Raw genomic sequence first — 23,492 nt, forward strand, 5'->3', positions numbered from 1 at the left:
GGCCGAAGAGTGTCCGTCAAAACGGATACATATGACAAAGTTCTCTGATCTCGACCTGGACCCCAAGGTCCTGAAAGCCATTGCGGAAGCTGGCTACGAATCCCCCACGCCGATCCAGGCCGGGGCCATCCCCCACGCGCTTCAGGGCAAGGATGTCCTGGGCATCGCCCAGACCGGCACCGGCAAGACGGCGTCCTTCACGCTGCCGATGATCACCCGTCTGGCCAAGGGCCGGGCGCGGGCGCGCATGCCGCGCTCGCTGGTGCTCTGCCCTACGCGGGAACTCGCCGCCCAGGTGGCCGAGAATTTCGACACCTACACCAAGCACATGAAGCTGACCAAGGCTCTGCTGATCGGTGGCGTCTCCTTCAAGGAGCAGGAACAGCTGATCGACCGTGGCGTCGACGTGCTGATCGCCACCCCCGGCCGCCTTCTGGACCACTTCGAGCGCGGCAAGCTGCTGCTGACCGGCGTGCAGATCATGGTCGTCGACGAAGCCGACCGGATGCTCGACATGGGCTTCATCCCCGATATCGAACGCATCTTCTCGCTGACGCCCTTCACCCGTCAGACCCTGTTCTTCTCGGCCACCATGGCGCCCGAGATCGAGCGGATCACCAATACCTTCCTCTCCAACCCGGAGCGGATCGAGGTGGCCCGCCAGGCCACCACCGGCGAGAACATCCAGCAGCAGGTCGTGATGTACAAGGCCTCGCGCAAGGACCGCGAAGGCTCGGAAAAGCGCCGCATCCTGCGCCAGATCATCGACATGGAAGGCGACAGCCTGACCAATGCGATCGTCTTCTGCAACCGCAAGACCGATGTGGATGTGACCGCCAAGTCGCTGAAGAAATACGGCTATGACGCGGCCCCCATCCACGGCGACCTGGACCAGTCCCAGCGGACCCGCACCCTAGACGGCTTCCGCGATGGCTCTCTGAAAATCCTCGTGGCCTCCGACGTGGCCGCGCGCGGCCTGGACGTGCCCTCGGTCTCCCACGTGTTCAACTTCGACGTGCCCTCGCATTCCGAGGACTACGTGCACCGCATCGGCCGCACTGGCCGTGCCGGGCGCAACGGCAAGGCCGTGATGATCTGCGTGCCGCGCGACGAGAAGAATCTGGCCGACATCGAGAAGCTGGTCGAGAAAGAGATCCCGCGCCTGGAACTGCCCGGCGTGAAATCCCCTGCCCCCGCCGCCGCCGCCCCTGCGGCAGCGCCGGAAGACGAGGCTCCGAAGCCCGCCCGGTCGCGTTCGCGCACCCGGTCGCGCAAGCCCAAGGAAGAGACCACCGAAGCCGCAGCCCCCGAGGCGCAGGCCGAGGCCCCTGCCGAGGTCAAGGACGCCAAGGCCGAGGAAAAGCCCAAGGCTGCCGAGAGAAAGCCCCGCGAGCCGCGCAAGAGCGAGAGCAAGCCCAAGGCGAAAGCCGAAGAGCCCGCCCGCGACAACCAGCGCGACAACGCCCGCGACAGCCAGCGCGATCAGGGCAACAAGCCCTCGCGCGGTAACAACAACGCACGCGGCGGCAAGCGTGGCGGTGGCAACGACAACAAGGTTGTCGGCATGGGCGATCACATGCCCAGCTTCATCGCCCTCAGCTTCGATCAGCGCCGCGCCAGCTGAGTCTGAGCGGACAGAGATTGCGAAAAGGCCGCCCAGTGGGCGGCCTTTTTCTTGTACGGCCCTGTCGCCATCCGGCGGCATCAGGGAAGACCTCCTGATCGAATGGAATTGCTCGGGGCCGGTGATAGATCCGAACCAATCCTATCTTCTGGTCGCCGATGTGGCTTGCGGAGTCTAACTGCGTCTGGAGGCCAACGGCCTGAACCCCAGCTTCGATGTCGTCACCGGCAAGGTGTCACCGGATGTTCCCGAACTGCTGCGCAACATCGACACCCCGGCGAGCGGGCGGGCTGATGCCCGGCTTGGGCCCAGGAAGATTTGCCGGAGTTCCCAATCGTAGGCCATGGGCGAGACGGCTGCGCTCAGGGCTTGTCTCCAATTCGCCTCACCCGGAAGCCAGCCATTCAGCCTTCGCTAACCTCCTGCGGCCAAACTCCCTCCGAAGAAGGAGTGACCGGCATGAGCATCGTTCTACCTCCCGCGACCCTGCAGAACCTACGCCAGCATGCGCGCTATCCGCTGCGCCGGCCATGCACGCTGATCTTCCGGGATCGGTCGATGAGCTGCCTGCTGGTGGATATCTCGCTCGGCGGCGCCGGGGTCGAACTGCCGATGCATGTCAGCAACTACGGCGGCTTTGAAGGTTTGCGCTTTCAGCTGCCCGACGTGATCAGCTGCCGCTCCGATCTGCGCTGGAGCGCGGACAGGCGTCTGGGGATGCAATTTGCGCCGGTGGCCCATCGGTCACCGGCGCTTCTGTCACTTATCGCAGGGCTTGAGCGCGCCGCCTTGGACGGCAGGCTCGACATGTCCGGGGACAGCGCCGGATTTGCCCGCGTGGTCAACCGCGGGCATCCGACACGCCTTTTCCCGGTCAGCTGGTCAGCCGCGAGACAACGACGGTAACCTCGGGCTTCTTGCCGATCTCGTCATTGGCGGTGTTGCGCACCACGCGGCGCAGGGCCTCTTCCAGCTTGTCGTCGTCACGCAGGGTCTTGGCATCGGCCCGGCCCAGGAACTGGCTCAGGTCGCCTTCCAGAACGTCGCTCAGCGGCGCCTTGGAACGGCCCGTCTCGGGCAGGCCCATCAGGTCGCACCAGGGATCACCCAGGGGCTCGTCCTGCTCGTCCAGCACGGCAGTGACGGTGACGTGGCCGTTCAGGGCCATGCGGATACGGTCACGCACGATACCATCGAGGAAACCGATCTGGACAGAGCCGTCCAGGTAGGTCCGACCGGTCTCGATATGTTCGACCACCTTGGGCGCATTGCCCGAAAGATCCAGCATCATGCCGTTGACGCAGACCTCGGCCGAACGGCCGGCGGCCATGGCGATCTTGGCATGCTCGCGCAGGTGACGGTGCTCGCCGTGCATCGGGATCACCATCTGCGGCTGCGTGATCTGGTGCATGGTCTCAAGATCCGGTCGGTTGGCATGGCCCGACACGTGGTAGCGACCATTGCTGTCATCGACCACGTCCACGCCCAGCTCGGAGAGCTGGTTCATGATCGCGATGACGCCCTTCTCGTTGCCGGGAATGGTCTTCGACGAGAAGAGGAACAGGTCCCCCTCCTGCAGCGAGATGCCGTGATGCTTGCCGCGCGCCAGCTGCGCCGAGGCCGCCCGGCGTTCGCCCTGGCTGCCGGTGACGATCATCATCAGGCTTTCGCGCGGGATCTCGCGGGCTTCTTCGGGGCTCACCACCTTGGGGAAGGAGGCCAGCACGCCAGTCTCGATCGAGGCTTCGACCATGCGGCGCATGGCGCGGCCCAGCAGGCAGATCGAGCGCCCTGCCCGTTCGCCCGCCTCGGCCAGCGTGCGGACACGTGCGACGTTCGAGGCAAAGGTGGTGGCGACCACCATGTTCTTGGCCTCGGCCACCAGCTTCTCGACCTCGGGGCCCACTTCGACCTCGGAGCGGCCGGGGTTGGGGCTGAAGACGTTTGTACTGTCGCAGACCAGCGCCTTGACGCCGGGCTTGGCAACCTCGGCCCAGAGATCCGGATCCCAGGCCTCGCCCACCAGGGGGCTGCGGTCGAGCTTGAAGTCGCCGGTGTGCAGAACGCGCCCGGCCGGGGTGTCGATCACCAGGCCGGAGCTTTCGGGGATCGAATGCGAGATCGGCAGGAAGCCCAGGGTGAAGGGCCCCAGCTTGACGGTCTCGGGCCAGGCCGAGACGGTGGTCACGGCCTCGGGGCCGACGCCGTATTCGTTCAGCTTGTGGCGCGCGATATTGGCGGTGAAGGCGCGGGTGTAGATCTTCGGCTGGCCCAAGCGATGATAGAGGTGACCGACGGCGCCCACGTGGTCTTCGTGGGCGTGGGTCACCACCACCGCTTCCAGGCGGTCGCGGTTCTTCTCCAGCCAGGAGATATCGGCAAAGATGAGGTCGACACCGGGGGTGGTGTCCATGTCGGGGAAGGCCACACCGAGGTCGACGAGGATCAGCCGCTCCTGTCCGGGCTTGCCGTAGCCGTAGACATAGGCATTCATCCCGATCTCGCCGGCGCCGCCCAGGGGCAGATAGATCAGCCGTTCGTTACTCATGTAGTTTCCAATGTCTGGTTATGGTCGTGGATGATCCTGAGGCCATGGATGGTCAGGAACTCATCGAAATGGTCGAAGAGCGTATCGCCCTGCTGGAACAGGGGTGCAAGCCCCCCGGTCGAGATAATCTTCATCGGGCGCTCATATTCACCCTTGATACGGTCGCAAATGCCCCGAACGAGGCCCACATAGCCCCAAAACACGCCGGACTGCATGCAGGCGACGGTATTGGTGCCGATGACCTGCTGCGGCTTGGTGACGTCCACATGGGGCAGCGCGGCTGCGGCCTCGTGCAGCGCCTGCAGCGAGAGATTGACGCCGGGCGCGATGACACCGCCGACATAGGCGCCGTCCTCGGCCACCACGTCGAAGGTGGTGGCGGTGCCGAAATCGACGACGATCAGATCGCCACCGTAGCGGTCATAGGCACCGGCGGCATTGACCAGCCGGTCGGGGCCCACCTGGGTGCCCTCGTCGACACGGGGCTGGCGCGGCAGGGCGCATTCGGGCTTGCCCACCACCAGCGGGCGGCAGTTGAAGTAGCGGTCCGACAACACGCGCAGGTTGAAAACCACCCGCGGCACGGTCGAGCTGACGATCACCGCGTCGATATCCATCGGGATGCGGTGATGGGCCAACAGCGTCGACAGCCAGACATAGTACTGATCGGCGGTGCGCTGGTGCTCTGTCGAGGTGCGCAGGGTGCAGAGGAACTTCTCTCCGTCCCAGACCGAAAAGACCGTGTTGGTATTGCCGCAATCAATGGCCAGAAGCATGGGTTCCTCCCCCCTCGTCCTGTGGCGTCAGGCGCCGAAATGGATATCCGCCGCCGCGATGGCGTGGCGTGTTCCGTCCGCTGAAAGCACAAGCTGGCCCTCTGCGTCTACCGTTTCAAAGATCCCGGTCAGCTCATGGGTGCCGAAACGTGCCGTCACGGGCTGCCCGACACGGGCCGCGCGGGCCATCCAGGCGTCGCGCACCGCTACGAAGCCCTCGCGCACCAAGACGCCCTCCCAATGGGCGAAGGCGGGCGCCAGGGCGTCCAGCAGCTCTTCCGGGGTGATCCGGGCCCCCAGTTCATCCAGCAGCGAGACGGGGCGCAGGGCGCGCGCCTCGACCGCCTCCGCGCCGGGCGCCTGCGCCAGGTTCACCCCGATGCCGATCGACAGGCCGGCGGCGCGGCCGCCGCGGCTCATGGTTTCCAGCAGGATGCCGGCCAGCTTGCCGCCATTGAGCAGCAGATCGTTGGGCCATTTCAGGGAGAAGGGCTCGGCCCGTCCGGTCAGCCCCACGAGCGCGTCGTGCAGGGCCAGCGAGACGGTGAAGCTGCGCAGCGCCAGCAGGCGCGGATCGGCATGCATCGGGGCCACGTAGGTGGCAGCGAAATTGCCCGCCGGATGCACCCAGGGTCGGCCCCGCCGGCCCCGCGCCGCCGTCTGGTTCAGCGCCAGCACCCAAAGCGGAGAGGCCAGATCGCCAAAGCGGCGTCTGGCCTCGTCCAATGTGCTGTCCGTTTCCGGCAGCACCACCCGATCCGTGCCGGGTGGCCAATTGTCATGCAGGCTCAAGGGCTGCTCAGTTCACCAGGGTCAGCGAGGCCGCCTGAGCGATCCCCTCGACCCCGAAGAGGTTCACCACGCCAAGCAGCATGATCGCTGCCGAGGCCATGAGGAACCCGAACAGCAGCGGGCTGCGCGGCTTGTCCAGCGGCTCGTTCGCCTCGCCGAAGTACATGTAGAAGACGATGCGCAGGTAGTAGAAGGCACCGATGACCGAGGCGATCACGCCCAGCACCGCCAGCCACACCAGGCCCGCGTCATAGGCGGCGCGCAGCACGTAGAACTTGCCGAAGAAGCCCACGAGCGGCGGCACGCCGGCCAGCGAGAACATCAGGATCAGCAGCGCCAGCGCCCGGCCCGGATAGGCGGTCGAGTACATGTTGAGCGCCGAGAGATCGGTCACCGGCTGGCCGTCACGCTCCATCGACAGGATGAAGGCGAAGACGCCAAGGTTCATCACGATGTAGATCGCCATGTAGATCAGCATCGCCTGCACGCCGAAGGCGGTGCCCGAGGCGAGACCCATCAGGGCGAAGCCCATGTGGGTGATCGAGGAATAGGCCATCAGGCGCTTGATGTTGGTCTGGCCGATGGCGGCGATCGAGCCGAGGAACATCGACAGCACCGAGATCAGCGCGATCACCTGCTGCCAGTCGGCGGTGATGCCACCGAAGGCGGAATGCACGACGCGGGCGAACAGGGCCATCGCGGCCACCTTCGGCGCGGTGGCGAAGAAGGCGGTGATCGGGGTCGGCGCGCCCTCGTAGACGTCGGGCGTCCACATGTGGAACGGCACGGCCGAGACCTTGAACGCCAGGCCAGAGATCATGAAGACCAGACCGAAGAGCAAGCCAAGCGGCGCATGCCCCTCACCCGCGGCTTCGATGATGCCCGAGAACAGCGTGGTGCCCGAGAAGCCGTAGACCAGCGAGGCACCATAAAGCAGCATCCCCGAGGAGAGCGAGCCCAGCACGAAGTACTTCAGGCCCGACTCGGTCGACTTGATGCTGTCACGGCGCAGCGAGGCCACGACGTAGAGCGACAGCGACATGAGCTCGAGGCCCATGTAGAGCACGATCAGGTCTCCGGCAGAGACCATGACCATCATGCCGATGACCGCGAGGGTGACCAGCACGGGGTACTCGAAATTGGCGACCTGGCGACGGGCCAGGTACTCCTGGCCCATGACCAGCACCGAGGCGGCCGAGAGCAGGATGGCCACCTTGGCGAAACGGGCGAAGCCGTCGGCGTTGAAGCTGCCACCGAAGGCGGTTTCCCCGACCTCCGAGAAGCCGATCCACAGCGCCATCAGCACGAAGACCAGGGCGGTGAGCCAGGTCAGCGGTGCGGTGAGCTTGTCCTTGCCGGTGTAAACGGCACCGATCAGCGCGAGCATCGCGTAGATCGCCAGAAGGATTTCCGGCAGAATGATGTTCAGATCAGCCTGAAGCATTGTCTTACGGCCTCCAGATCAGTGCGATGCGGCTACGACCGCCCCGTGATCGCCGAGGCGATCCGCGGCAGCCAGCGCGGTTTCATGTTGGCTCAGGAGCTCTTCGACCGAGGGGCCGATGATATCCGTCACGAGGCTGGGGTAGACCCCCAGCAGAAGGGTCATGGCGACGAGCGGAGCGAAGATCCACTTCTCGCGCGCCTTCATGTCGGTGATCGACTTCAGGCTCTCCTTGATCAGGTCGCCCATGACGACCCGACGGTAGAGATAGAGCGCATAGGCCGCCGAGAAGATCACCCCCGAGGTGGCGATCAGGGCAATCCAGGTATTTGCCTGGAAGGCGCCCATCAGGGTCAGGAATTCACCGACGAAGCCCGAGGTGCCCGGCAGGCCGACGTTGGCCATGGTGAAGAACATGAAGATCATCGCATAGGCCGGCATCCGGTTGACCAGACCGCCATAGGCGTCGATCTCGCGGGTGTGCATGCGGTCATAGATCACGCCGACGCAGAGGAAGAGCGCACCCGAGATGAAGCCGTGGCTGATCATCTGGAAGATCGCGCCGTCCAGGCCCTGCTGGTTGGCCGAGAAGATGCCCATGGTCACGTAGCCCATGTGCGCGACCGAGGAATAGGCGATCAGCTTCTTCATGTCCTGCTGCACCAGCGCCACCAGCGAGGTGTAGACGATGGCAATGGCCGAGATCGCCAGGATGAAGGTCGACATCACGTCGGCCCCGACCGGGAACATCGGCAGGCTGAAGCGCAGGAAGCCGTAGCCGCCCATCTTCAGCAGGATCGCCGCCAGGATCACCGAGCCCGCGGTCGGCGCCTGCACGTGGGCGTCGGGCAGCCAGGTGTGCACCGGCCACATCGGCATCTTCACCGCGAAGGAGGCGAAGAAGGCCAGGAAGAGCAGCGTCTGCATGCCGCCTGTGATGCTCATGCCCAGCACCGAGAGCGGCGAAGAGCTGAAGTCATGGCTCAGCAGCGTCGGGATGTCGGTGGTCCCGGCATCGGCGAACATCGCCACCATGGCCACCAGCATCAGCACCGAGCCGAGGAAGGTGTAGAGGAAGAACTTGAAGCTGGCATAGATGCGGTTGGCGCCGCCCCAGATGCCGATGATCAGGAACATCGGGATCAGCGAGGCCTCGAAGAAGAGGTAGAACAGCACCAGGTCCAGCGCCATGAAGACGCCCAGCATCAGGGTCTCGAGCAGCAGGAAGGCCATCATGTATTCCTTCACACGCTTGCTGACATCCCAGGAGGCCCAGATCGTCAGCGGCATGATGAAGGTGGTGAGCAGCACGAAGAGGACCGAGATCCCGTCAACGCCCATCTTGTACTTGAGCCCCAGCAGCCAGTCGCGTTCCTCGACGAACTGCATGCCGGTGTCGGCCGGATCGAAGCCCGCAAGGATGAACAGCGACACCAGGAAGGTCAGCGTGGTGGCGATCAGCGCCACCCACTTGGCATTGCGTTGCGCCGCCGGCTCCTCGCCCCGGAGGAACACCCCCAGGATCACCGCGGCAAGCGCTGGCATGAAGGTGACGATGGAGAGAAGATTGCTCATTATTCGGCCCCTCCGGTCATCGTCATCCAGGTCACGAAGACCGCGATGCCGATGACCATGGCAAATGCGTAGGTGAAGATGTAGCCGGACTGGGCGCGGCCGGCGAGCCGGGTGAAGAAGGGAATGATCCCCATGGCCAGCCCGTTGATGCCGCCATCGACGATCTTGCCGTCACCGCCCTTCCACAGCAGCTTGCCGATCCAGAAGGCGGGCCGCACGAAGATGAAGTGATAGAGTTCGTCGAAGTACCACTTGTTCAGCAGGAACAGGTAGAGCGGACGGTTGGTCTCGGCGACGCGCGCGGCCATGCCGGGACGCTTGATGTACATGACCCAGGCGGTCACGAAGCCAAGCAGCATGGCGACGAAGGGGCTGACCTTGACCCACTTGGGGGCATGGTGCGCCTCGTCCATGACGTGGTTGTCGGGCGCCATGAAGATCGCGCCCTGCGGCGCCATCTGGGCATCGGCAACCGCGTGACCGGCGTCCTCGCCGTGACCGGCATCGGCAACGACCTCTTCGCCATGGCCTTCGGAGGCCACCGCGTGACCTTCGTCACCGTGGCTGTCCTCGCCATGTTCGGCGGCTTCCGCGTGATGCGGGATGCCGAAGAAGCTGTTGACCTTGTTGTGGTCGCCGAAGAACGAGCCATACCACAGCATGCCCGAGAAGATCGCGCCAAGCGCCAGGACACCCAGCGGGATCAGCATGACCTTGGGGCTTTCATGGGCGTGGTCATGGGTGTGCTTGTCGCCCCGCGCCTCGCCGTAGAAGGTCAGGAAGATCAGGCGCCAGGAGTAGAAGCTGGTGAAGAGCGCGGCGATGACCAGCATCCAGAAGGCGTAGCCGCCCATGGTGCCTGCATAGGCGCTCTCGATGATCGCATCCTTGGACAGGAAGCCTGCGAAGCCGATGTGGGTCAGCGGGATGCCGACGCCGGTGATCGCCAGGGTGCCGATCATCATGGCCGCGAAGGTATAGGGGATCTTCTTGCGAAGGTTGCCGTAGTTCCGCATGTCCTGCTCGTGGTGCATCGCGTGGATGACCGAGCCGGCGCCGAGGAAGAGCATGGCCTTGAAGAAGGCGTGCGTCAGCAGGTGGAACATGGCGGCCGAGTAGACGCCGACGCCGGCTGCGACGAACATGTAACCCAGCTGCGAACAGGTCGAATAGGCGATGACGCGCTTGATGTCGTTCTGCACCAGGCCGACGGTTGCCGCGAAGAAGGCGGTGGTGGCACCGAGGAAGGTGACGAAGGCCATCGTCTCGGGGGCGTATTCCATCAGCGGCGACATGCGGCAGACCAGGAAGACACCGGCGGTGACCATGGTCGCGGCGTGGATCAGCGCCGACACCGGGGTCGGGCCTTCCATCGCGTCCGGCAGCCAGGTGTGCAGGAAGAGCTGCGCCGATTTGCCCATGGCACCGACGAACAGCAGGAAGGCAATCAGGTTGGCCGCGTTCCACTCGCGCCACAGGAAGTGCAGCGAGGTATCGGCCAGCGTCGCACCAGAGGCGAAGATCACGTCCAGGTCGATGCTGTCGGTCAGGTAGAAGAGCGCGAAGATGCCCAGGGCGAAGCCGAAGTCACCCACGCGGTTGACCACGAAGGCCTTCATGGCGGCGGCACCGGCCGAGGGCTTCTTGTAGTAGAAACCGATCAGCAGGTACGAGGCCACGCCGACGCCTTCCCAGCCGAAGAACATCTGGACCAGGTTGTCCGAGGTCACCAGCGCCAGCATCGAGAAGGTGAAGAAGCTGAGGTAGGCGAAGAAGCGGGGGCGGTATTCCTCGCCCTCCTTGAAGTTCTCGTCATGCGCCATGTAGCCGAAGCTGTAGAGGTGCACGAGCGCCGAGACGGTGGTGACGACGATCAGCATGATCGTGGTCAGCCGGTCCAGGCGAATGCCCCAGGAGGTGCTCAGCGAGCCGCTCTCGATCCAGCGCAGCAGGTTGATGTGCTGCACCTCGTCGGGGGTGTTGAAGAAGGTGATCCAGCTCAGCAGGCAGATCAGGAAGAGCACGCCGGTGGTCAGCACCTGGGCACCCTTCACACCGATCAGCCGCCAGCCGAAGCCGGCGATGATGGCGCTGAAGAGCGGTGCGAGAAGAATGATGGGGACCATGGGCTCAGCCTTTCATCACGTTGACGTCTTCCACGGCGATGGTGCCGCGGTTGCGGAAGAAGCAGACGAGGATGGCAAGCCCGATCGCCGCTTCCGCAGCAGCGACAGTCAGAACGAAGAGCGTGAAGACCTGCCCCGCCAGATCCCCGAGGAACGAGGAGAAGGCGACGAGGTTGATGTTCACCGAAAGCAGGATCAGCTCGATGCTCATCAGCAGGATGATGACGTTCTTCCGGTTCAGGAAGATGCCGAAGATCCCGATGACGAAGAGCGCTGCCGCCACCGTCAGGTAATGTTCGATACCGATCATCCGCGGTCTCCTTTCGATTGCGCAGCGCAGGCGCGTTCCCTGGTCCCGAGCATCACGGGCGTGATTGCACCCGCGACGAAGATGGCTGTCCAGCTGGCTATGCTCATCGCTGTCCCGTTTCCTTTCCCCGGTCCCTCCGGGGTCACTTGAATATTCTCAGGCCCCGATTGCGGAGGCCCCGGTTTGCAAGACCCCGGCGCGATGCCGGGGCCAATTCACTGCCGGAGGGGTTAGAGCCCCTGCCCCGGCTTCACGTCCTTCAGCTCCATCGCCTTGGCCGGGTCGCGCCACATCTGGTGCAGCACGTTCTGGCGCTTGATGTCCTGGCGGTGGCGCAGGGTCAGCACGATGGCCCCGATCATCGCCACCAGCAGGACAAGGCCTGCCAGCTGGAAGACCAGGAAGTATTGTTCATAGATCAGCTGGCCCAGGGCGGCGGTGTTCTGCACATCCGCGGGGGCCACGGCCAGGCGCGCCGCCTCGGCGGTGTCGGCTTCGGTCCAGGAGCCATAGGCCAGGGCGAACTGCATCAGCAGCACGATGCCGATCAGCAGCGCCAGCGGCATGTAGCGCGCCATCTCGGCCTTCAGCGAGGCGAAGTCGACGTCCAGCATCATCACCACGAAGAGGAAGAGCACCGCCACGGCGCCGACGTAGACGATGATCAGCAGCATGGCCACGAACTCCGCCCCCAGCAGGACGAAGAGCCCCGCCGCCGAGAGGAAGGCCAGGATCAGCCAGAGCACCGAATGCACCGGGTTGCGGCTGACGACGGTGAAGAGACCGCCTGCCAGCAGGCAGAGGGCGAAGAGATAGAAAGAGAAGGCGGCGACAGTCATGTCTCATCATCCTCGTGTTCGTCCATGACCTCTTTGGCCAGTTGGGCGGCCTTGGTCATGGCGGGTATGCCGGCGAACATCGACATCTGAGCGATGGCCTCGGCGATTTCCTGTTTCGTCGCGCCCGCTTCCAGAAGATGGCGGACGGTGATGCGCAGCTGGCTTTCGGCCTGTGCGCCCTGCATGGTCAGACCCGCGAGGGTCAGGAAGAGGCGGGTCTTGCTGTCCAGCCCCTCCTTGTTGAAGGCCTTGCCGAAGGCCACTTCCATCCACTCTTTCGGCATCGTCGGCCAGAGCTGCTCGAACCCTTTGGGGGTAAAGCTCTCCAGCGCCGGGTTCATGGACTTGGCCATCTCCTGGGCATGCCGGATGAACATCTCGAACGGGTTTTGGGGGTCAGACATCGTCGGCCCCCCTGCCCTTCGTATGTTCAGCAAAGCGGATCATCGGTAGGGTGCATCCAGTTCCAGGTTGCGGGCGATCTCGGCTTCCCAGCGGGCGCCGTTATCCAGAAGCTTCTCCTTGTCGTAGAAGAGCTCTTCCCGCGTCTCGGTGGCGAACTCGAAGTTCGGGCCCTCGACGATGGCATCCACCGGGCAGGCTTCCTGGCAGAAACCGCAGTAGATGCACTTCGTCATGTCGATGTCGTAGCGCGTGGTCCGGCGCGAGCCGTCCTCGCGCGGTTCCGCGTCGATGGTGATGGCCTGAGCCGGGCAGATCGCCTCGCAGAGCTTGCAGGCAATGCAGCGCTCTTCCCCGTTGGGGTAGCGACGCAGCGCGTGCTCACCGCGGAAACGGGGCGACAGCGGCCCCTTTTCATGCGGGTAGTTCAGCGTGGCCTTGGGCTTCAGCAGGTATTTGAACCCCATCCTGAAGCCCTTCAGGATGTCCATCAGCAGGAAGTACTTGGCGGCGCGGGTGTAGTCGACGCTTGCCATATCAGCCTCCAATCATCCAGCGGGCGTAGGCGCCGCCGAAAAGCTCGAATTTCGCAAGGAATGCCACCAGCACGACCCAGAAGAGCGACAGCGGCAGGAAGACCTTCCAGCCGATACGCATCAGCTGGTCGTAGCGGTAGCGCGGCACCACGGACTTGGTCATGGCGAAGACGAAGAACACCAGGACACACTTGCCGAAGAACCACAGGAAGCCGTCGGGCAGGCCGGGGATGGGCGACAGCCAGCCGCCGAAGAACAACGTCGTGGTCAGGGCGCACATCAGCACGATGGCCACGTATTCACCGATCATGAACAGCAGGAACGGGGTCGAGCTGTATTCCACCTGGTAGCCGGCAACCAGTTCCGATTCCGCTTCGGGAAGGTCGAAGGGCGGGCGGTTGGTCTCGGCGTGGGCCGAGATCAGGAAGAGGAAGAGCATCGGGAAGTGCGGCAGCCAGTACCAGCTGAAGATGCCGTAGCCGGTATCCTGCGCCGCGACGATATCGCCGAAGTTCATCGAGCCGGTCGAAATCACGATGCCGATGATGATCAGGCCCAGCGACACCTCGTAGGAGATCATCTGCGCCGCAGACCGGAGCGAGCCCAGGAAGGGATACTTCGAGTTCGACGCCCAGCCCCCCATGATCACGCCGTAGACCTCAAGCGAGGAGACCGCGAAGACGTAGAGGATGGCGACGTTGATGTCCGAGAGGACCCAGCCGTCGTTGAAGGGGATCACCGCCCAGGCGATCATCGCCAGCACGAAGCTGAGGATCGGCGCCAGGAAGAAGACGAACTTGTCGGCGCCCGCGGGCACCACCACTTCCTTGGTGATGTATTTCGCGAAGTCCGCGAAACTCTGCAGCAGGCCGAAGACGCCCACCACGTTGGGGCCGCGACGCAGCTGCACGGCGGCCCAGATCTTGCGGTCTGCGTAAAGCAGGAAGGCGAGGCACACCAGAAGGGGCACCACGATCAGAAGGACCTGGCCGATTATCAGCAGCAGGACGCCTAGCGGGTTGGAGGTGAAAAACTCAGCCATATGTCCTCACACCGTGGGTATTCCGTTTTCGGCGCAATGCGCCGTGACGACTTCTGCGTCAATCGTCCGCTTGCCGTCCGGCAGGGCCGGCGAGACGGTATAAACCGCATCTGCCTCCCAGAGACCAGAGACCTGGGCGACATTTGTCCGCAGATGTCTTGCAAATCCGTAGCCGCGGATCAGCGCATATTGCGCCGCCGCACATTCCGCGTAGTCCGAGAGATCCTCGGGCCCGCGCGCGCCCCGCATGGAGACATGGAAATTCACCAGGTCACCATCCAGAAGACGCGTTTCGATCCCCTCATAGACCCGCCCGGCCGGGGCCAGCGCGGCACGGGTGGCGGGCTGCGCTGCGCAGTCCGTTCCCGTACCGGCGCAGGGGGTCCCGCAGCCGAGCAGCAGCGCCGAGGCGCCGGAGCCTATGATCAGGGCTAGCTTCATTCGGCCGCCATCGGCGCGGAAGCGCGCTCTGCGGCCAGTTTCGACAGTTCCGCCATGACCTCGGACGCACGTGCGATCGGGTTGGTCAGGTAGAAGTCGTTGATCGGCAGGCGGAAGCTGGCCTCACCCAGGCTCGCTGCGGGCAGCGGGGTCCAGGTGTTTTCCGGCACCTCGTCGATCTGGGCCAGGTGCGGCACATCGGCGATCAGCGCCTGGCGCAGCTGCGCGAGGCTGTCGAAGGGCAGCGTGGCACCCAGCTCGGCCGAGAGGGCGCGCAGGATGGCCCAGTTCTCTTTCGCCTCGCCGGGGGCGAAACCGGCGCGCAGCGCCAGCTGCGGACGGCCCTCGGTGTTGACGAAGAGACCGTTCTCTTCCGTGTAGGCAGCGCCCGGCAGGATCACGTCGGCGCGCATCGCGCCACGGTCGCCATGGCTGCCCTGGTAGATCACGAAGGGACCATCGCCGATCTCGACCTCGTCAGCGCCGAGGTTGAAGATCACGTCCGCATCGTCCAGCGCATCGAGGCCACGCTCGGTCACCGCGCCCACGTCCAGCGCGCCGACGCGCGAGGCGGCGGTGTGCAGGACCAGCATGCGACCGGAAAGGGACTGAGCGGCGGCCAGGACGGCAGCGCCGTCGGCCTCGTTCACGGCGCCCTGGCCAACGATCACGATGGCGTCCTCGCCGACCTTCAGATCGGCCAGCGCCGCGCGGCCGGTGCCGGCATGGGTGTGCTCATAGGTCAGATCGGCGGCAGCGCCGACCAGGGTGACATTGGCACCCTGCAGCCAGGCCTTGCGGATACGGGCATTCAGCACCGGCGCCTCGACGGCGGGGTTGGTGCCGATCAGCACGATCTCTTTCGCCGCGTCGATATCCTCGATCGCCACGTTGCCCACGTAGGCCGAGCGGTTGTCGGCGGGCAGCTTGGCACGGTCGGTACGGCATTCGACGACACCGCCCTGCCCTTCGACCAGCGCCTTCAGCGCATAGACGGCCTCGACCGGGGCCAGATCACCGACCAGGGCGGCCAGGTTCTTGGCCCCCTTCATCGCGGCGACGGTGGCCGACAGGGCCTCGGGCCAGGTGGCGGGCTTCAGCTTGCCATCCACGCGGATATAGGGGCGGTCCAGACGCTGACGGCGCAGACCATCCCAGATGAAGCGCGTCTTGTCCGAGATCCATTCCTCGTTCACGCCGTCATGGTTGCGCGGCAGCACGCGCATGACTTCGCGGCCCTTGGTGTCGACCCGGATGCTGGAGCCGAGCGCGTCCATCACGTCGATGGTCTCGGTCTTGGTCAGCTCCCAGGGGCGGGCGGTGAAGCTGTAGGGCTTCGAGACCAGGGCCCCGACCGGGCAGAGGTCGATGATGTTGCCCTGCAGGTTCGAGTTCAGCGTCTCGTTGAGATAGCTGGTGATCTCGGCATCCTCGCCGCGACCCGTCTGGCCCATCTGGGTGATGCCCGCCACCTCGGTGGTGAAGCGGACGCAACGGGTGCAGGAGATGCAGCGCGTCATGTGGGTCTCGACCAGCGGACCCAGGTCCAAGTCCTGGGTGGCCCGCTTGGGCTCGCGGTAGCGCGAGAAGTCGACACCATAGGCCATGGCCTGGTCCTGCAGGTCGCATTCGCCGCCCTGGTCGCAGATCGGGCAATCCAGCGGGTGGTTGATGAGCAGGAACTCCATCACCCCCTCGCGGGCCTTCTTGACCATGGGCGACTTGGTCTTGATCACCGGCGGCGCGCCTTCCGGCCCCGGACGCAGGTCCTTGACCTGCATCGCGCAGGAGGCGGCGGGCTTGGGCGGGCCGCCCACGACTTCCACCAGGCACATGCGGCAGTTGCCCGCGATGGACAGACGCTCGTGGTAGCAGAAACGCGGCACCTCGATGCCCGCCTGCTCGCAGGCCTGGATCAGGGTCAGGGCCGGCTCGACCTCGATCTCCTGGTCGTCGATGATGATCTTGCGAAGGTCAGACATGGGTGCTCACTTTTCTTTCAAGAGGGCGCCGATCGGGCTGTTCCGGGCGATCTCGGTGCGGCCGAGAGTACACAGATCCGCCGTCTTCTCGGGGTCCAGTCCTTTGGATTTCACGTAGGTTTCGCCAAGCGCGCGCATCCGCTCCTTTTCATCGGCGGAGTTCACGTAGGCGTCGATCTCTTCCTTGCTGTAGCCAAGGTCGCGGGCGCGGCCATTGAGCTTGTTCAGCAGCAGGAGACCTTTCAGGTTGCGGGGCGCGATGGAGGCGCATTGGTCACTGATCTCGATGGCCAGCGCGACCGAGAGCATCGGCCCGTCGATCTCTTCCACCTGGCTCAGCGGCGGGCGGGGATTGGTGCTGGCCAGGGAGGCCGTGGCAAGGGTCAGGGCCGAGGCGAGGGCCAGGGCGGCGAAACGAAGGGTGGAGAGACGCATGGCATGTCCTTTCTGCGCGGGTGTATCCCCTCGCAGAGCCACGCCAGAGCGCTTGCTATTCAATAGCAACGCCGCGCCACCGCGCCGGATGAGTGCCAGGCCGCTCATGCCGCCGCCCCGCCGCAGGCGTGTTTCTGCCAAAGCCCCTGCTCGCGCAGCCAGGCCCAGCCGAAGGCGTGATCCGAGGCGCCGTTCTCGCGCAGGTGCTCCAGCCGCTCCATCGCCTCGTCCAGGGTGGGCTGATGCCCCTCGGGCACCCACCACATGACGAAATGCATCTCGCCCAGGACCTCGAACCACTCGGCGCGGCGTTCGTAGAACTGCCGGTGCACGGTGTTCCAGACGAAGTGCTCGAGGCTGGGCAGGTCTTCCCAGACGGTGAGATTGGCGACGAAGCGGGGATCGTCCCCGATGGCGTTCTCGGTATTGCCGGTGCCGGGCTCGCCCGAGCCCTCCATCATCCAGACGAAGCCGGGCATGCGCTTGCCCAGACCGTTCACACGGTCGAGCGCGCCCATGAACTCGGCCACGCGCGGGTCATCCGTCTCGGCGACGAGACGGCCCACGTTGAGCTCCGCCAGGTGATATCCGGGCCGGTTCACCATCCGCGGCACACCCCGCTGAGGATCAGGTCGGAGCCCTGGAACTGCAGGGCTTCGTCGGGCGCATCGGGGCCGTTGATCCAGTCGATGCGCGACGAGCCGAAGTACTCGATGCAATGGTTGACGGCTTCATAGCGGCCCGCGTCACGGGCCCCCGCAAGGCTCTTGCCCGCATCCTTCACCGCGACGGTGAAATTGGCCGGGGCGTCCTTTTCGGCGGCCAGTCTCATGCGGAAGAGCTGGCCGTCGAAGACCGGGCGCTTGTTCTTGCTCAGCGCCTGGCTGCGGCTGCAGGCCGACAGCGCCAGGGCCGCGCAAAGCGCCAGGCCAAGAAGGCGAAGGGGGGTATGACGCGCGTCGGTCATGATCATTCCGCCGCCGTCAGGATGGTGGCCGAGCGGCCGGTCTTCTGGCGCTTGATGCGGTCCTCGATCTCGTCACGGAAGTGACGGATCAGGCCCTGGATCGGCCAGGCGGCCGCATCGCCCAGAGCGCAGATGGTGTGGCCTTCGACCTGCTTGGTCACGTCCAGCAGCATGTCGATTTCCTCGACCTCGGCCTGACCTGTGACGAGACGGTCCATGACGCGCATCATCCAGCCCGTGCCTTCGCGGCAGGGCGTGCACTGGCCGCAGCTCTCGTGCTTGAAGAACTTCGACAGGCGCCAGACGGCTTTCACGATGTCGACGGAGTTATCCATGACGATCATGCAGCCGGTGCCGAAGGAGCTCTGGTTCTGGCGCATCCAGTCGAAGTCGAAGATCGCGTCTTCCAGCTTCTCCTTGGGCAGCACCGGGCAGGAGGCACCGCCGGGGATGATGGCCTTCAGGTTGTCCCAGCCGCCGCGGATGCCGCCGCCGTGATGCTCGATGATCTCGCGCACCGACAGGGACATCTGCTCTTCAAAGACGCAGGGGTTGTTCACGTGGCCGGTCAGCGCCATCAGCTTGGTGCCGGCGTTGTTCGGACGCCCGAAAGAGCTGAACCACTCGGGGCCGCGGCGCAGGATGGTCGGCACGACGGCGATGGATTCGACGTTGTTCACCGTGGTCGGGCAGCCATAGAGACCGGCACCGGCGGGGAACGGAGGCTTCATCCGGGGCATGCCCTTCTTGCCTTCCAGGCTTTCGATCAGCGCCGTTTCCTCGCCGCAGATATAGGCCCCTGCCCCGTGGTGCAGGAAGACGTCGAAGGAATAGCCGGACTTGCAGGCGTCCTTGCCGATGAGACCCGCGTCATAGGCCTCGTCGATGGCGGCCTGCAGGGCCTCCTTCTCGCGGATGTATTCGCCGCGGATGTAGATGTAGGCCGCAACCGCGTTCATGGCGAAACCGGCGATCAGGGCACCTTCGATCAGCGTATGCGGATCGTGGCGCATGATCTCGCGGTCCTTGCAGGTCGCGGGTTCGGATTCGTCGGCGTTGATCACCAGGTAGGACGGGCGACCGTCGCTTTCCTTCGGCATGAAGGACCACTTGAGGCCGGTCGGGAAACCCGCACCGCCACGGCCGCGAAGGCCTGAGTCCTTCACCTGGTTGATGATCCAGTCGCGCCCGTTGGCAAGGATGCCTGCGGTGCCATCCCAATGGCCACGAGCCTGCGCGCCTTTCAGCGTGCGGTCGTTCATGCCGTAGAGATTGGTAAAGATGCGGTCCTGATCCTTGAGCATGTCTTACCCTTTGTCATTCCGGCGCGCGCGCCAGATCTGCGCCACCACCACCAGCGCCCAGACGAAGGCGGCAATGGCGGCAAAATCGAAGAGGAAAACAAAACGCTCCGGCAGGCCAAGCTGGCCGCCGACGAACTGCAGACCCATCCAGAGCAGCATGGTCACGGCGATCACGATCGCCACCATGCGCCCCTTGCGGGCCAGTTCCAGTTCCTTGGCTCTGTCTTCCACCATCTCCATTCCTCAATCCGCCGCTTCGGTTGCGGCGGTCAGGGCCTGCGCCTGGGCGATCCAGCCATCCCGGCCGATGCGCCCGCGGGCCCCTTTCACGTTCTCTTCGACCCAGGCCACATCGGCCTCGGTCCAGCTGGCGATCTGGGCAAAGCTCAGCACGCCTGCGTCATTCAGCGCCTGCGCCAGCTTGGGGCCGACGCCCTTCAGCTGCTGCAGGTCATCCTTCGTCACCGTCTCGGTCGCGGGGGCCTCGACCACCGGGGGTTCGACCTCGGCCAGCTCGGGCTTCGCAACCGACGCCGCCTTCGGGGCGACCTCGGGCGCCGGGATGGCGCCGGGCTGCATCTCGCCCGCGGGCGCGGCCACGGCCTCACGCGCTTCGGCGACGGAGGCCTGCACCGGCCCCTGCCCCGCCGAAGAGGCGCAGAGGAAACGGTTGAACCCCGTCAGCACCGCCGCGGCGGCAATCAGCGCCAGCAGCAGGGCCGGAAGCAGACCGAGGGGCTGGGAAAGAGACAGGAGCAGCACAAGCGCCAGGGCGGCGCCAAGCGCCATCCCCACCGTCCTGCACATGTCCTTGCTCATCCCGGTCATGCCCCTGGTCCCTTACTCGCCCTTGGCCAGCTTGCGCGCCTGGCCAACCCAGTCGTCGCGGCTGACACGGCCCTTGAAGCCGACCAGGTTCTGATCGGCCCAGGCCACCTGCGCGGCATCCCAGGCAGCAATCTGGTCGAAGTGGAAGATGCCGATCTCGTTCAGCACGCCTTCCAGCTTCGGACCGACGCCGGAGATCTTCTTCAGGTCATCTGCCTTGCCGTCACGGGCCGCATCCAGGGCCTCGGGCTTCGCACCCTCGCCGGCGGCCTCGACATCGGCGGCGGCCACGGCGGGCTCGGCGCTGGCGGGCTTGCCCTTGGCGGTCGCATTGGCTTCCTGCTTGGTCGCGCCGGCCTTCGAGACCGGCTTGTCGGCCGCGGGCTTGGGTTCTTTCTCGACCTTGGGCTTGCCGGCCGGGCCTTCGGGCTTCTGGTCACGCCAGGGCGTCAGCAGCGGCACTTCGGTGCCGTCGATGCGCTTGATGCCGTCGCCCACCTCGACCGCGCGGGCCACGGAGGCGTTGTATTGGGTACGGCCGCTTTCCCATTCGGTCAGCGCCACCAGCCCGGCTTCGGGCTCGGAGGAGAAACGGCCGTTCTGCGGACCCGGCACCGGCACTTCGCCGGCGGCCAGCTTGTCCAGCAGCTCTGCCAGCTTCTCGGCGGTCAGGTCCTCGTAGTAATCCTTGCCGATCTGGGCCATGGGCGCATTGGCGCAGGCGCCAAGGCACTCGACCTCTTCCCACGAGAACTTGCCATCGGCGGAAAGCTCATGCGGCTTGGCGTTGATCTTGTCCTTGCAGACCGAGATCAGGTCCTCGGAGCCGCAGATCATGCAGGTGGTGGTGCCGCAGATCTGGATATGGGCCACCGAGCCCGTGGGCTGCAGCTGGAACATGAAGTAGAAGGTCGCCACTTCGAGGACACGGATATCGGCCATGTCCAGCATCTTGGCGACATATTCGATGGCGGGCTTGCTCAGCCAGCCTTCCTGTTCCTGGGCACGCCACAGGAGCGGGATCACCGCCGAGGCCTGGCGGCCCTCGGGGTACTTGGAAATCTGGCCTTCGGCCCACTTCAGGTTCGCCTCGGTGAAGGCGAAGCTTTCGGGCTGGTCTTGGTGCAGGCGTCTCAGCATCGGCTCAGGTCCCGTCCTTTACTCTCTGTTCCGCGAGGTCGTCCCCGCTGCGGCCCCTCGGGCCATTCATCCGTGGCAGGGCGCATGCGTCCCGCCCGCCGCCTCAGGCGGCACATTCCCCCACCACGAGCTGCACCGCGCCGTCCGGCAGGGATACCGCATCGCCCGTGGCGATCTTGTATTGCGCCATCTCGATGGCCTGCTCGCGGGTCAGACCCGTCTGCAGCTCCACCGGCAGGTAATCGCGTTCGGTCCTCAGCACGCAGCCGACCGAGGCCACCGCGTCGTTGAAGCCCTCGGCCGCGCCGGCGGGCAGGTCTTCGGGCAGGCCCGCGGTGCAGGCGGCAAGCGCCAGGGCCGCGAGAGGTGCCGTCAGGCGAAGAAGCTGTGCGGTGACCATCAGAAGTACCCCCGTGCGATATCCATCAGCACGGCGGCCGCCGCCCCGATCACCGCGCCCACGACCAGACGCGAGCTGCCCCGCGCGCCGAGCACGGCCAACACGCCGCAAACGGCCCCCACGAGGAGCTGCCAGAGGGAAATGGTCACCGATCCCATCAGCGGTCGACCTCGCCGAAGACGATGTCCATGGTACCGATGATCGCCGCCACATCCGCCAGCTGGTGCCCCGAGGCCACGTGGTCCATCGCCTGCAGGTGCAGGAAGCCCGGCGCGCGCAGTTTGGCGCGGTAGGGCTTGTTGGAGCCATCGGCCACCAGGTAGACGCCGAATTCGCCCTTCGGCGCTTCGACGGCGGCATAGACCTCGCCCGCGGGGACGTGGAAGCCCTCGGTATAAAGCTTGAAGTGGTGGATGAGCGCCTCCATCGAGGTCTTCATCTCACCGCGCTTCGGCGGGGTCAGCTTGCCACGGGTCAGCACGTCGCCGGGCGTTTCGCGCAGCTTGACGATGGCCTGGCGCATGATCTTCACGCTCTCGCGCATCTCGGCCATGCGGCAGAGGTAGCGGTCGTAGCAATCGCCGTTCTTGCCGACGGGAATCTGGAAGTCGAACTCGTCGTAGCATTCGTAGGGCTGCGCGCGACGCAGGTCCCAGGGCAGGCCCGAGCCCCGCACCATGACGCCCGAGAAGCCCCATTGCTGGATTTCTTCCTCGGTCACCACGCCGATGTCGACGTTACGCTGCTTGAAGATCCGGTTCTCGGTCAGCAGGCTGTCGATGTCGTCGAGCTTGGCGGGGAATTCGATCGCCCATTCCTCGATATCGTCGATCAGCTGGTCGCTGAGATCCTGGTGCACACCGCCGGGACGGAAATAGGCGGCGTGGAAACGCGCGCCAGAGGCCCGTTCGTAGAAGATGCACAGGTCTTCACGCGGCTCGAAGCCCCAGAGCGGCGGCGTCAGCGCGCCCACGTCCATGGCCTGGGTGGTCACGTTCAGCAGGTGGTTCAGGATACGGCCGATCTCGCAGAAGAGCACGCGGATCAGCGAGGCCCGCCGCGGGATCTCGGTGCCGGTCAGCTTCTCGATGGCCAGGCACCAGGCATGTTCCTGGTTCATCGGCGCCACGTAATCCAGCCGGTCCATGTAGGGCAGGTTCTGGAGGTAAGTGCGGCTTTCCATCAGCTTCTCGGTGCCGCGGTGAAGCAGGCCGATGTGGGGATCGCAACGCTCGACGATCTCGCCGTCAAGCTCGAGCACGAGGCGCAGCACGCCGTGTGCCGCCGGGTGCTGCGGCCCGAAGTTGATGTTGAAGTTGCGGATCTGCTGTTCGCCCGTCTGGGCGTCGTCAAAACCTTTGGAGCCGTCCATCACTTCGCCTCCTCTTTCTTCTCGTCACCGGGAAGAATGTACTCGGCCCCCTCCCAGGGGGACATGAAATCGAACTGGCGGTATTCCTGGACCAGCTTGACCGGCTCGTAGACGACGCGCTTCTGCACTTCGTCGTAACGCACTTCGGTGTAGCCGGTGGTCGGGAAGTCCTTGCGCAGCGGGTGGCCGCGGAAACCGTAGTCGGTCAGGATGCGGCGCAGGTCCGGGTGGCCCGAGAAGACGATGCCGAACATGTCGAAGACTTCGCGCTCGAACCAGTTGGCCGAGGGGTGGACGCTGACGATCGAGGGGACCATCTCGTCCTCGCGCACGGCGACGCGCAGGCGAACGCGCTGGTTCGTGTACATCGACAGGAAGTGGTAGACCACGTCGAAGCGCTTGGCGCGCTCGGGGTAGTCCACCGCGGTGATGTCCACCAGCGACGAGAACTTGCACGAGTTGTCCGTGCGCAGGAACTCGACGAAGCCCACGATGTTCGAGGGCGTGACGTCGATGTTCAGCTCGCCGAAGGCGACCTCCCAGCCTGCCACGCAATCGGGACGCCGCACTTCGATGTGGGCACCCAGTTCCTTCAGAGCTTCGCTCATG

26 protein-coding genes are annotated in these 23,492 nt (G+C 65.1%); 2 read left to right on the top strand and 24 right to left on the bottom strand.

Annotated elements, in window-relative coordinates; translation table 11 throughout:
* The first annotated feature begins 31 nt into the window (after positions 1 to 31).
* The gene (locus CRO50_RS13840; RefSeq protein ID WP_097146509.1) at positions 32 to 1,624 is read left to right on the top strand and encodes a DEAD/DEAH box helicase; all 1,593 of its coding nucleotides are present in this window, start codon (positions 32 to 34) and stop codon (positions 1,622 to 1,624) included.
* Positions 1,625 to 2,083: 459 nt separating this feature from the next.
* The gene (locus CRO50_RS13845; RefSeq protein ID WP_097146510.1) at positions 2,084 to 2,530 is read left to right on the top strand and encodes a PilZ domain-containing protein; all 447 of its coding nucleotides are present in this window, start codon (positions 2,084 to 2,086) and stop codon (positions 2,528 to 2,530) included.
* Here the strand turns inward: CRO50_RS13845 and CRO50_RS13850 are convergent.
* From CRO50_RS13850 to CRO50_RS13960, 24 genes are all read right to left on the bottom strand, one after another.
* The gene (locus CRO50_RS13850; protein ID WP_097146511.1) at positions 2,499 to 4,172 is read right to left on the bottom strand and encodes a ribonuclease J; all 1,674 of its coding nucleotides are present in this window, start codon (positions 4,170 to 4,172) and stop codon (positions 2,499 to 2,501) included. The genes CRO50_RS13845 and CRO50_RS13850 overlap by 32 nt on opposite strands.
* Positions 4,169 to 4,948, bottom strand: a complete 780-nt coding sequence (locus CRO50_RS13855) for a type III pantothenate kinase (RefSeq protein ID WP_097146512.1) — start codon at positions 4,946 to 4,948, stop codon at positions 4,169 to 4,171. The genes CRO50_RS13850 and CRO50_RS13855 overlap by 4 nt, the downstream gene beginning before the upstream one ends.
* Positions 4,949 to 4,975: 27 nt before the next feature.
* A complete protein-coding gene (locus CRO50_RS13860; RefSeq protein WP_097146513.1) occupies positions 4,976 to 5,740 on the bottom strand; it encodes a biotin--[acetyl-CoA-carboxylase] ligase in 765 nt (254 codons plus the stop codon).
* Between the two features lie 7 nt (positions 5,741 to 5,747).
* A complete protein-coding gene (nuoN, locus tag CRO50_RS13865) occupies positions 5,748 to 7,184 on the bottom strand; it encodes an NADH-quinone oxidoreductase subunit NuoN (RefSeq protein WP_097146514.1) in 1,437 nt (478 codons plus the stop codon).
* 18 nt (positions 7,185 to 7,202) lie between these two features.
* Positions 7,203 to 8,759 (bottom strand): NADH-quinone oxidoreductase subunit M, encoded by a 1,557-nt coding sequence (locus CRO50_RS13870; protein ID WP_097146515.1) that lies wholly within the window; start codon positions 8,757 to 8,759, stop codon positions 7,203 to 7,205.
* Complete coding sequence (gene nuoL / locus CRO50_RS13875; RefSeq protein WP_097146516.1) at positions 8,759 to 10,885, bottom strand: NADH-quinone oxidoreductase subunit L; 2,127 nt, start codon at positions 10,883 to 10,885, stop codon at positions 8,759 to 8,761. Before nuoL ends, CRO50_RS13870 begins: the two co-directional genes overlap by 1 nt.
* A 4-nt stretch (positions 10,886 to 10,889) precedes the next feature.
* Positions 10,890 to 11,195 (bottom strand): NADH-quinone oxidoreductase subunit NuoK, encoded by a 306-nt coding sequence (gene nuoK, locus CRO50_RS13880; protein WP_010141392.1) that lies wholly within the window; start codon positions 11,193 to 11,195, stop codon positions 10,890 to 10,892.
* Positions 11,196 to 11,425: 230 nt separating this feature from the next.
* Positions 11,426 to 12,034, bottom strand: a complete 609-nt coding sequence (locus CRO50_RS13885; protein WP_097146517.1) for an NADH-quinone oxidoreductase subunit J — start codon at positions 12,032 to 12,034, stop codon at positions 11,426 to 11,428.
* Positions 12,031 to 12,438 (bottom strand): carboxymuconolactone decarboxylase family protein, encoded by a 408-nt coding sequence (locus CRO50_RS13890; protein ID WP_097146518.1) that lies wholly within the window; start codon positions 12,436 to 12,438, stop codon positions 12,031 to 12,033. The genes CRO50_RS13885 and CRO50_RS13890 overlap by 4 nt, the downstream gene beginning before the upstream one ends.
* 39 nt (positions 12,439 to 12,477) lie before the next feature.
* A complete protein-coding gene (gene nuoI, locus CRO50_RS13895) occupies positions 12,478 to 12,972 on the bottom strand; it encodes an NADH-quinone oxidoreductase subunit NuoI (protein WP_010141395.1) in 495 nt (164 codons plus the stop codon).
* A gap of 1 nt (position 12,973) precedes the next feature.
* Complete coding sequence (gene nuoH / locus CRO50_RS13900; RefSeq protein ID WP_097146519.1) at positions 12,974 to 14,014, bottom strand: NADH-quinone oxidoreductase subunit NuoH; 1,041 nt, start codon at positions 14,012 to 14,014, stop codon at positions 12,974 to 12,976.
* Between the two features lie 6 nt (positions 14,015 to 14,020).
* Entirely contained in the window at positions 14,021 to 14,455 is a 435-nt protein-coding gene (locus tag CRO50_RS13905; RefSeq protein WP_097146520.1) for a hypothetical protein, read from the bottom strand.
* Complete coding sequence (gene nuoG, locus CRO50_RS13910) at positions 14,452 to 16,437, bottom strand: NADH-quinone oxidoreductase subunit NuoG (RefSeq protein ID WP_097146521.1); 1,986 nt, start codon at positions 16,435 to 16,437, stop codon at positions 14,452 to 14,454. Before nuoG ends, CRO50_RS13905 begins: the two co-directional genes overlap by 4 nt.
* A gap of 6 nt (positions 16,438 to 16,443) precedes the next feature.
* Complete coding sequence (locus CRO50_RS13915) at positions 16,444 to 16,872, bottom strand: DUF5333 domain-containing protein (RefSeq protein WP_097146522.1); 429 nt, start codon at positions 16,870 to 16,872, stop codon at positions 16,444 to 16,446.
* A 104-nt stretch (positions 16,873 to 16,976) separates the two neighbouring features.
* Positions 16,977 to 17,477 (bottom strand): DUF3291 domain-containing protein, encoded by a 501-nt coding sequence (locus tag CRO50_RS13920; RefSeq protein WP_097146523.1) that lies wholly within the window; start codon positions 17,475 to 17,477, stop codon positions 16,977 to 16,979.
* Positions 17,471 to 17,839, bottom strand: coding sequence for a hypothetical protein (locus tag CRO50_RS13925; RefSeq protein ID WP_143516925.1), 369 nt, complete (start codon positions 17,837 to 17,839; stop codon positions 17,471 to 17,473). The genes CRO50_RS13920 and CRO50_RS13925 overlap by 7 nt, the downstream gene beginning before the upstream one ends.
* A 2-nt stretch (positions 17,840 to 17,841) precedes the next feature.
* Positions 17,842 to 19,143 carry an NADH-quinone oxidoreductase subunit NuoF gene (gene nuoF / locus CRO50_RS13930; RefSeq protein WP_097146525.1) on the bottom strand — a complete coding sequence of 434 codons (1,302 nt, stop codon included), beginning with the start codon at positions 19,141 to 19,143 and terminating at the stop codon, positions 17,842 to 17,844.
* Positions 19,144 to 19,146: 3 nt separating this feature from the next.
* Complete coding sequence (locus CRO50_RS13935) at positions 19,147 to 19,383, bottom strand: DUF5337 domain-containing protein (RefSeq protein WP_097146526.1); 237 nt, start codon at positions 19,381 to 19,383, stop codon at positions 19,147 to 19,149.
* Positions 19,384 to 19,386: 3 nt separating this feature from the next.
* Positions 19,387 to 19,971 carry a helix-hairpin-helix domain-containing protein gene (locus CRO50_RS20190; protein ID WP_179747290.1) on the bottom strand — a complete coding sequence of 195 codons (585 nt, stop codon included), beginning with the start codon at positions 19,969 to 19,971 and terminating at the stop codon, positions 19,387 to 19,389.
* Between the two features lie 12 nt (positions 19,972 to 19,983).
* Positions 19,984 to 21,111, bottom strand: coding sequence for an NADH-quinone oxidoreductase subunit E (locus tag CRO50_RS13945; protein WP_097146528.1), 1,128 nt, complete (start codon positions 21,109 to 21,111; stop codon positions 19,984 to 19,986).
* Between the two features lie 103 nt (positions 21,112 to 21,214).
* Complete coding sequence (locus CRO50_RS13950) at positions 21,215 to 21,511, bottom strand: hypothetical protein (RefSeq protein ID WP_097146529.1); 297 nt, start codon at positions 21,509 to 21,511, stop codon at positions 21,215 to 21,217.
* Positions 21,511 to 21,669 (bottom strand): hypothetical protein, encoded by a 159-nt coding sequence (locus CRO50_RS20195; RefSeq protein WP_157791713.1) that lies wholly within the window; start codon positions 21,667 to 21,669, stop codon positions 21,511 to 21,513. The genes CRO50_RS13950 and CRO50_RS20195 overlap by 1 nt, the downstream gene beginning before the upstream one ends.
* The gene (locus CRO50_RS13955) at positions 21,669 to 22,883 is read right to left on the bottom strand and encodes an NADH-quinone oxidoreductase subunit D (protein WP_097146530.1); all 1,215 of its coding nucleotides are present in this window, start codon (positions 22,881 to 22,883) and stop codon (positions 21,669 to 21,671) included. Before CRO50_RS13955 ends, CRO50_RS20195 begins: the two co-directional genes overlap by 1 nt.
* Positions 22,883 to 23,491, bottom strand: a complete 609-nt coding sequence (locus CRO50_RS13960) for an NADH-quinone oxidoreductase subunit C (RefSeq protein WP_097146531.1) — start codon at positions 23,489 to 23,491, stop codon at positions 22,883 to 22,885. The genes CRO50_RS13955 and CRO50_RS13960 overlap by 1 nt, the downstream gene beginning before the upstream one ends.
* Position 23,492 lies beyond the last annotated feature (1 nt).

Origin of the sequence: Pseudooceanicola antarcticus, assembly GCF_900215355.1 — a bacterium.
GTDB lineage: Bacteria > Pseudomonadota > Alphaproteobacteria > Rhodobacterales > Rhodobacteraceae > Pseudooceanicola > Pseudooceanicola antarcticus.

What these genes read in the sequence shown, in the direction of transcription:
- CRO50_RS13840 (WP_097146509.1), top strand. Translation starts at nt 32, where the DNA reads ATGACAAAGTTCTCTGATCTCGACCTGGACCCCAAGGTCCTGAAAGCC.
- CRO50_RS13845 (WP_097146510.1), top strand. Translation starts at nt 2,084, where the DNA reads ATGAGCATCGTTCTACCTCCCGCGACCCTGCAGAACCTACGCCAGCAT.
- CRO50_RS13850 (WP_097146511.1), bottom strand. Translation starts at nt 4,172, where the DNA reads ATGAGTAACGAACGGCTGATCTATCTGCCCCTGGGCGGCGCCGGCGAG.
- CRO50_RS13855 (WP_097146512.1), bottom strand. Translation starts at nt 4,948, where the DNA reads ATGCTTCTGGCCATTGATTGCGGCAATACCAACACGGTCTTTTCGGTC.
- nuoN (WP_097146514.1), bottom strand. Translation starts at nt 7,184, where the DNA reads ATGCTTCAGGCTGATCTGAACATCATTCTGCCGGAAATCCTTCTGGCG.
- CRO50_RS13870 (WP_097146515.1), bottom strand. Translation starts at nt 8,759, where the DNA reads ATGAGCAATCTTCTCTCCATCGTCACCTTCATGCCAGCGCTTGCCGCG.
- nuoL (WP_097146516.1), bottom strand. Translation starts at nt 10,885, where the DNA reads ATGGTCCCCATCATTCTTCTCGCACCGCTCTTCAGCGCCATCATCGCC.
- nuoK (WP_010141392.1), bottom strand. Translation starts at nt 11,195, where the DNA reads ATGATCGGTATCGAACATTACCTGACGGTGGCGGCAGCGCTCTTCGTC.
- CRO50_RS13885 (WP_097146517.1), bottom strand. Translation starts at nt 12,034, where the DNA reads ATGACTGTCGCCGCCTTCTCTTTCTATCTCTTCGCCCTCTGCCTGCTG.
- CRO50_RS13890 (WP_097146518.1), bottom strand. Translation starts at nt 12,438, where the DNA reads ATGTCTGACCCCCAAAACCCGTTCGAGATGTTCATCCGGCATGCCCAG.
- nuoI (WP_010141395.1), bottom strand. Translation starts at nt 12,972, where the DNA reads ATGGCAAGCGTCGACTACACCCGCGCCGCCAAGTACTTCCTGCTGATG.
- nuoH (WP_097146519.1), bottom strand. Translation starts at nt 14,014, where the DNA reads ATGGCTGAGTTTTTCACCTCCAACCCGCTAGGCGTCCTGCTGCTGATA.
- CRO50_RS13905 (WP_097146520.1), bottom strand. Translation starts at nt 14,455, where the DNA reads ATGAAGCTAGCCCTGATCATAGGCTCCGGCGCCTCGGCGCTGCTGCTC.
- nuoG (WP_097146521.1), bottom strand. Translation starts at nt 16,437, where the DNA reads ATGTCTGACCTTCGCAAGATCATCATCGACGACCAGGAGATCGAGGTC.
- CRO50_RS13915 (WP_097146522.1), bottom strand. Translation starts at nt 16,872, where the DNA reads ATGCGTCTCTCCACCCTTCGTTTCGCCGCCCTGGCCCTCGCCTCGGCC.
- CRO50_RS13920 (WP_097146523.1), bottom strand. Translation starts at nt 17,477, where the DNA reads ATGGTGAACCGGCCCGGATATCACCTGGCGGAGCTCAACGTGGGCCGT.
- CRO50_RS13925 (WP_143516925.1), bottom strand. Translation starts at nt 17,839, where the DNA reads ATGACCGACGCGCGTCATACCCCCCTTCGCCTTCTTGGCCTGGCGCTT.
- nuoF (WP_097146525.1), bottom strand. Translation starts at nt 19,143, where the DNA reads ATGCTCAAGGATCAGGACCGCATCTTTACCAATCTCTACGGCATGAAC.
- CRO50_RS13935 (WP_097146526.1), bottom strand. Translation starts at nt 19,383, where the DNA reads ATGGAGATGGTGGAAGACAGAGCCAAGGAACTGGAACTGGCCCGCAAG.
- CRO50_RS20190 (WP_179747290.1), bottom strand. Translation starts at nt 19,971, where the DNA reads ATGACCGGGATGAGCAAGGACATGTGCAGGACGGTGGGGATGGCGCTT.
- CRO50_RS13945 (WP_097146528.1), bottom strand. Translation starts at nt 21,111, where the DNA reads ATGCTGAGACGCCTGCACCAAGACCAGCCCGAAAGCTTCGCCTTCACC.
- CRO50_RS13950 (WP_097146529.1), bottom strand. Translation starts at nt 21,511, where the DNA reads ATGGTCACCGCACAGCTTCTTCGCCTGACGGCACCTCTCGCGGCCCTG.
- CRO50_RS20195 (WP_157791713.1), bottom strand. Translation starts at nt 21,669, where the DNA reads ATGGGATCGGTGACCATTTCCCTCTGGCAGCTCCTCGTGGGGGCCGTT.
- CRO50_RS13955 (WP_097146530.1), bottom strand. Translation starts at nt 22,883, where the DNA reads ATGGACGGCTCCAAAGGTTTTGACGACGCCCAGACGGGCGAACAGCAG.
- CRO50_RS13960 (WP_097146531.1), bottom strand. Translation starts at nt 23,491, where the DNA reads ATGAGCGAAGCTCTGAAGGAACTGGGTGCCCACATCGAAGTGCGGCGT.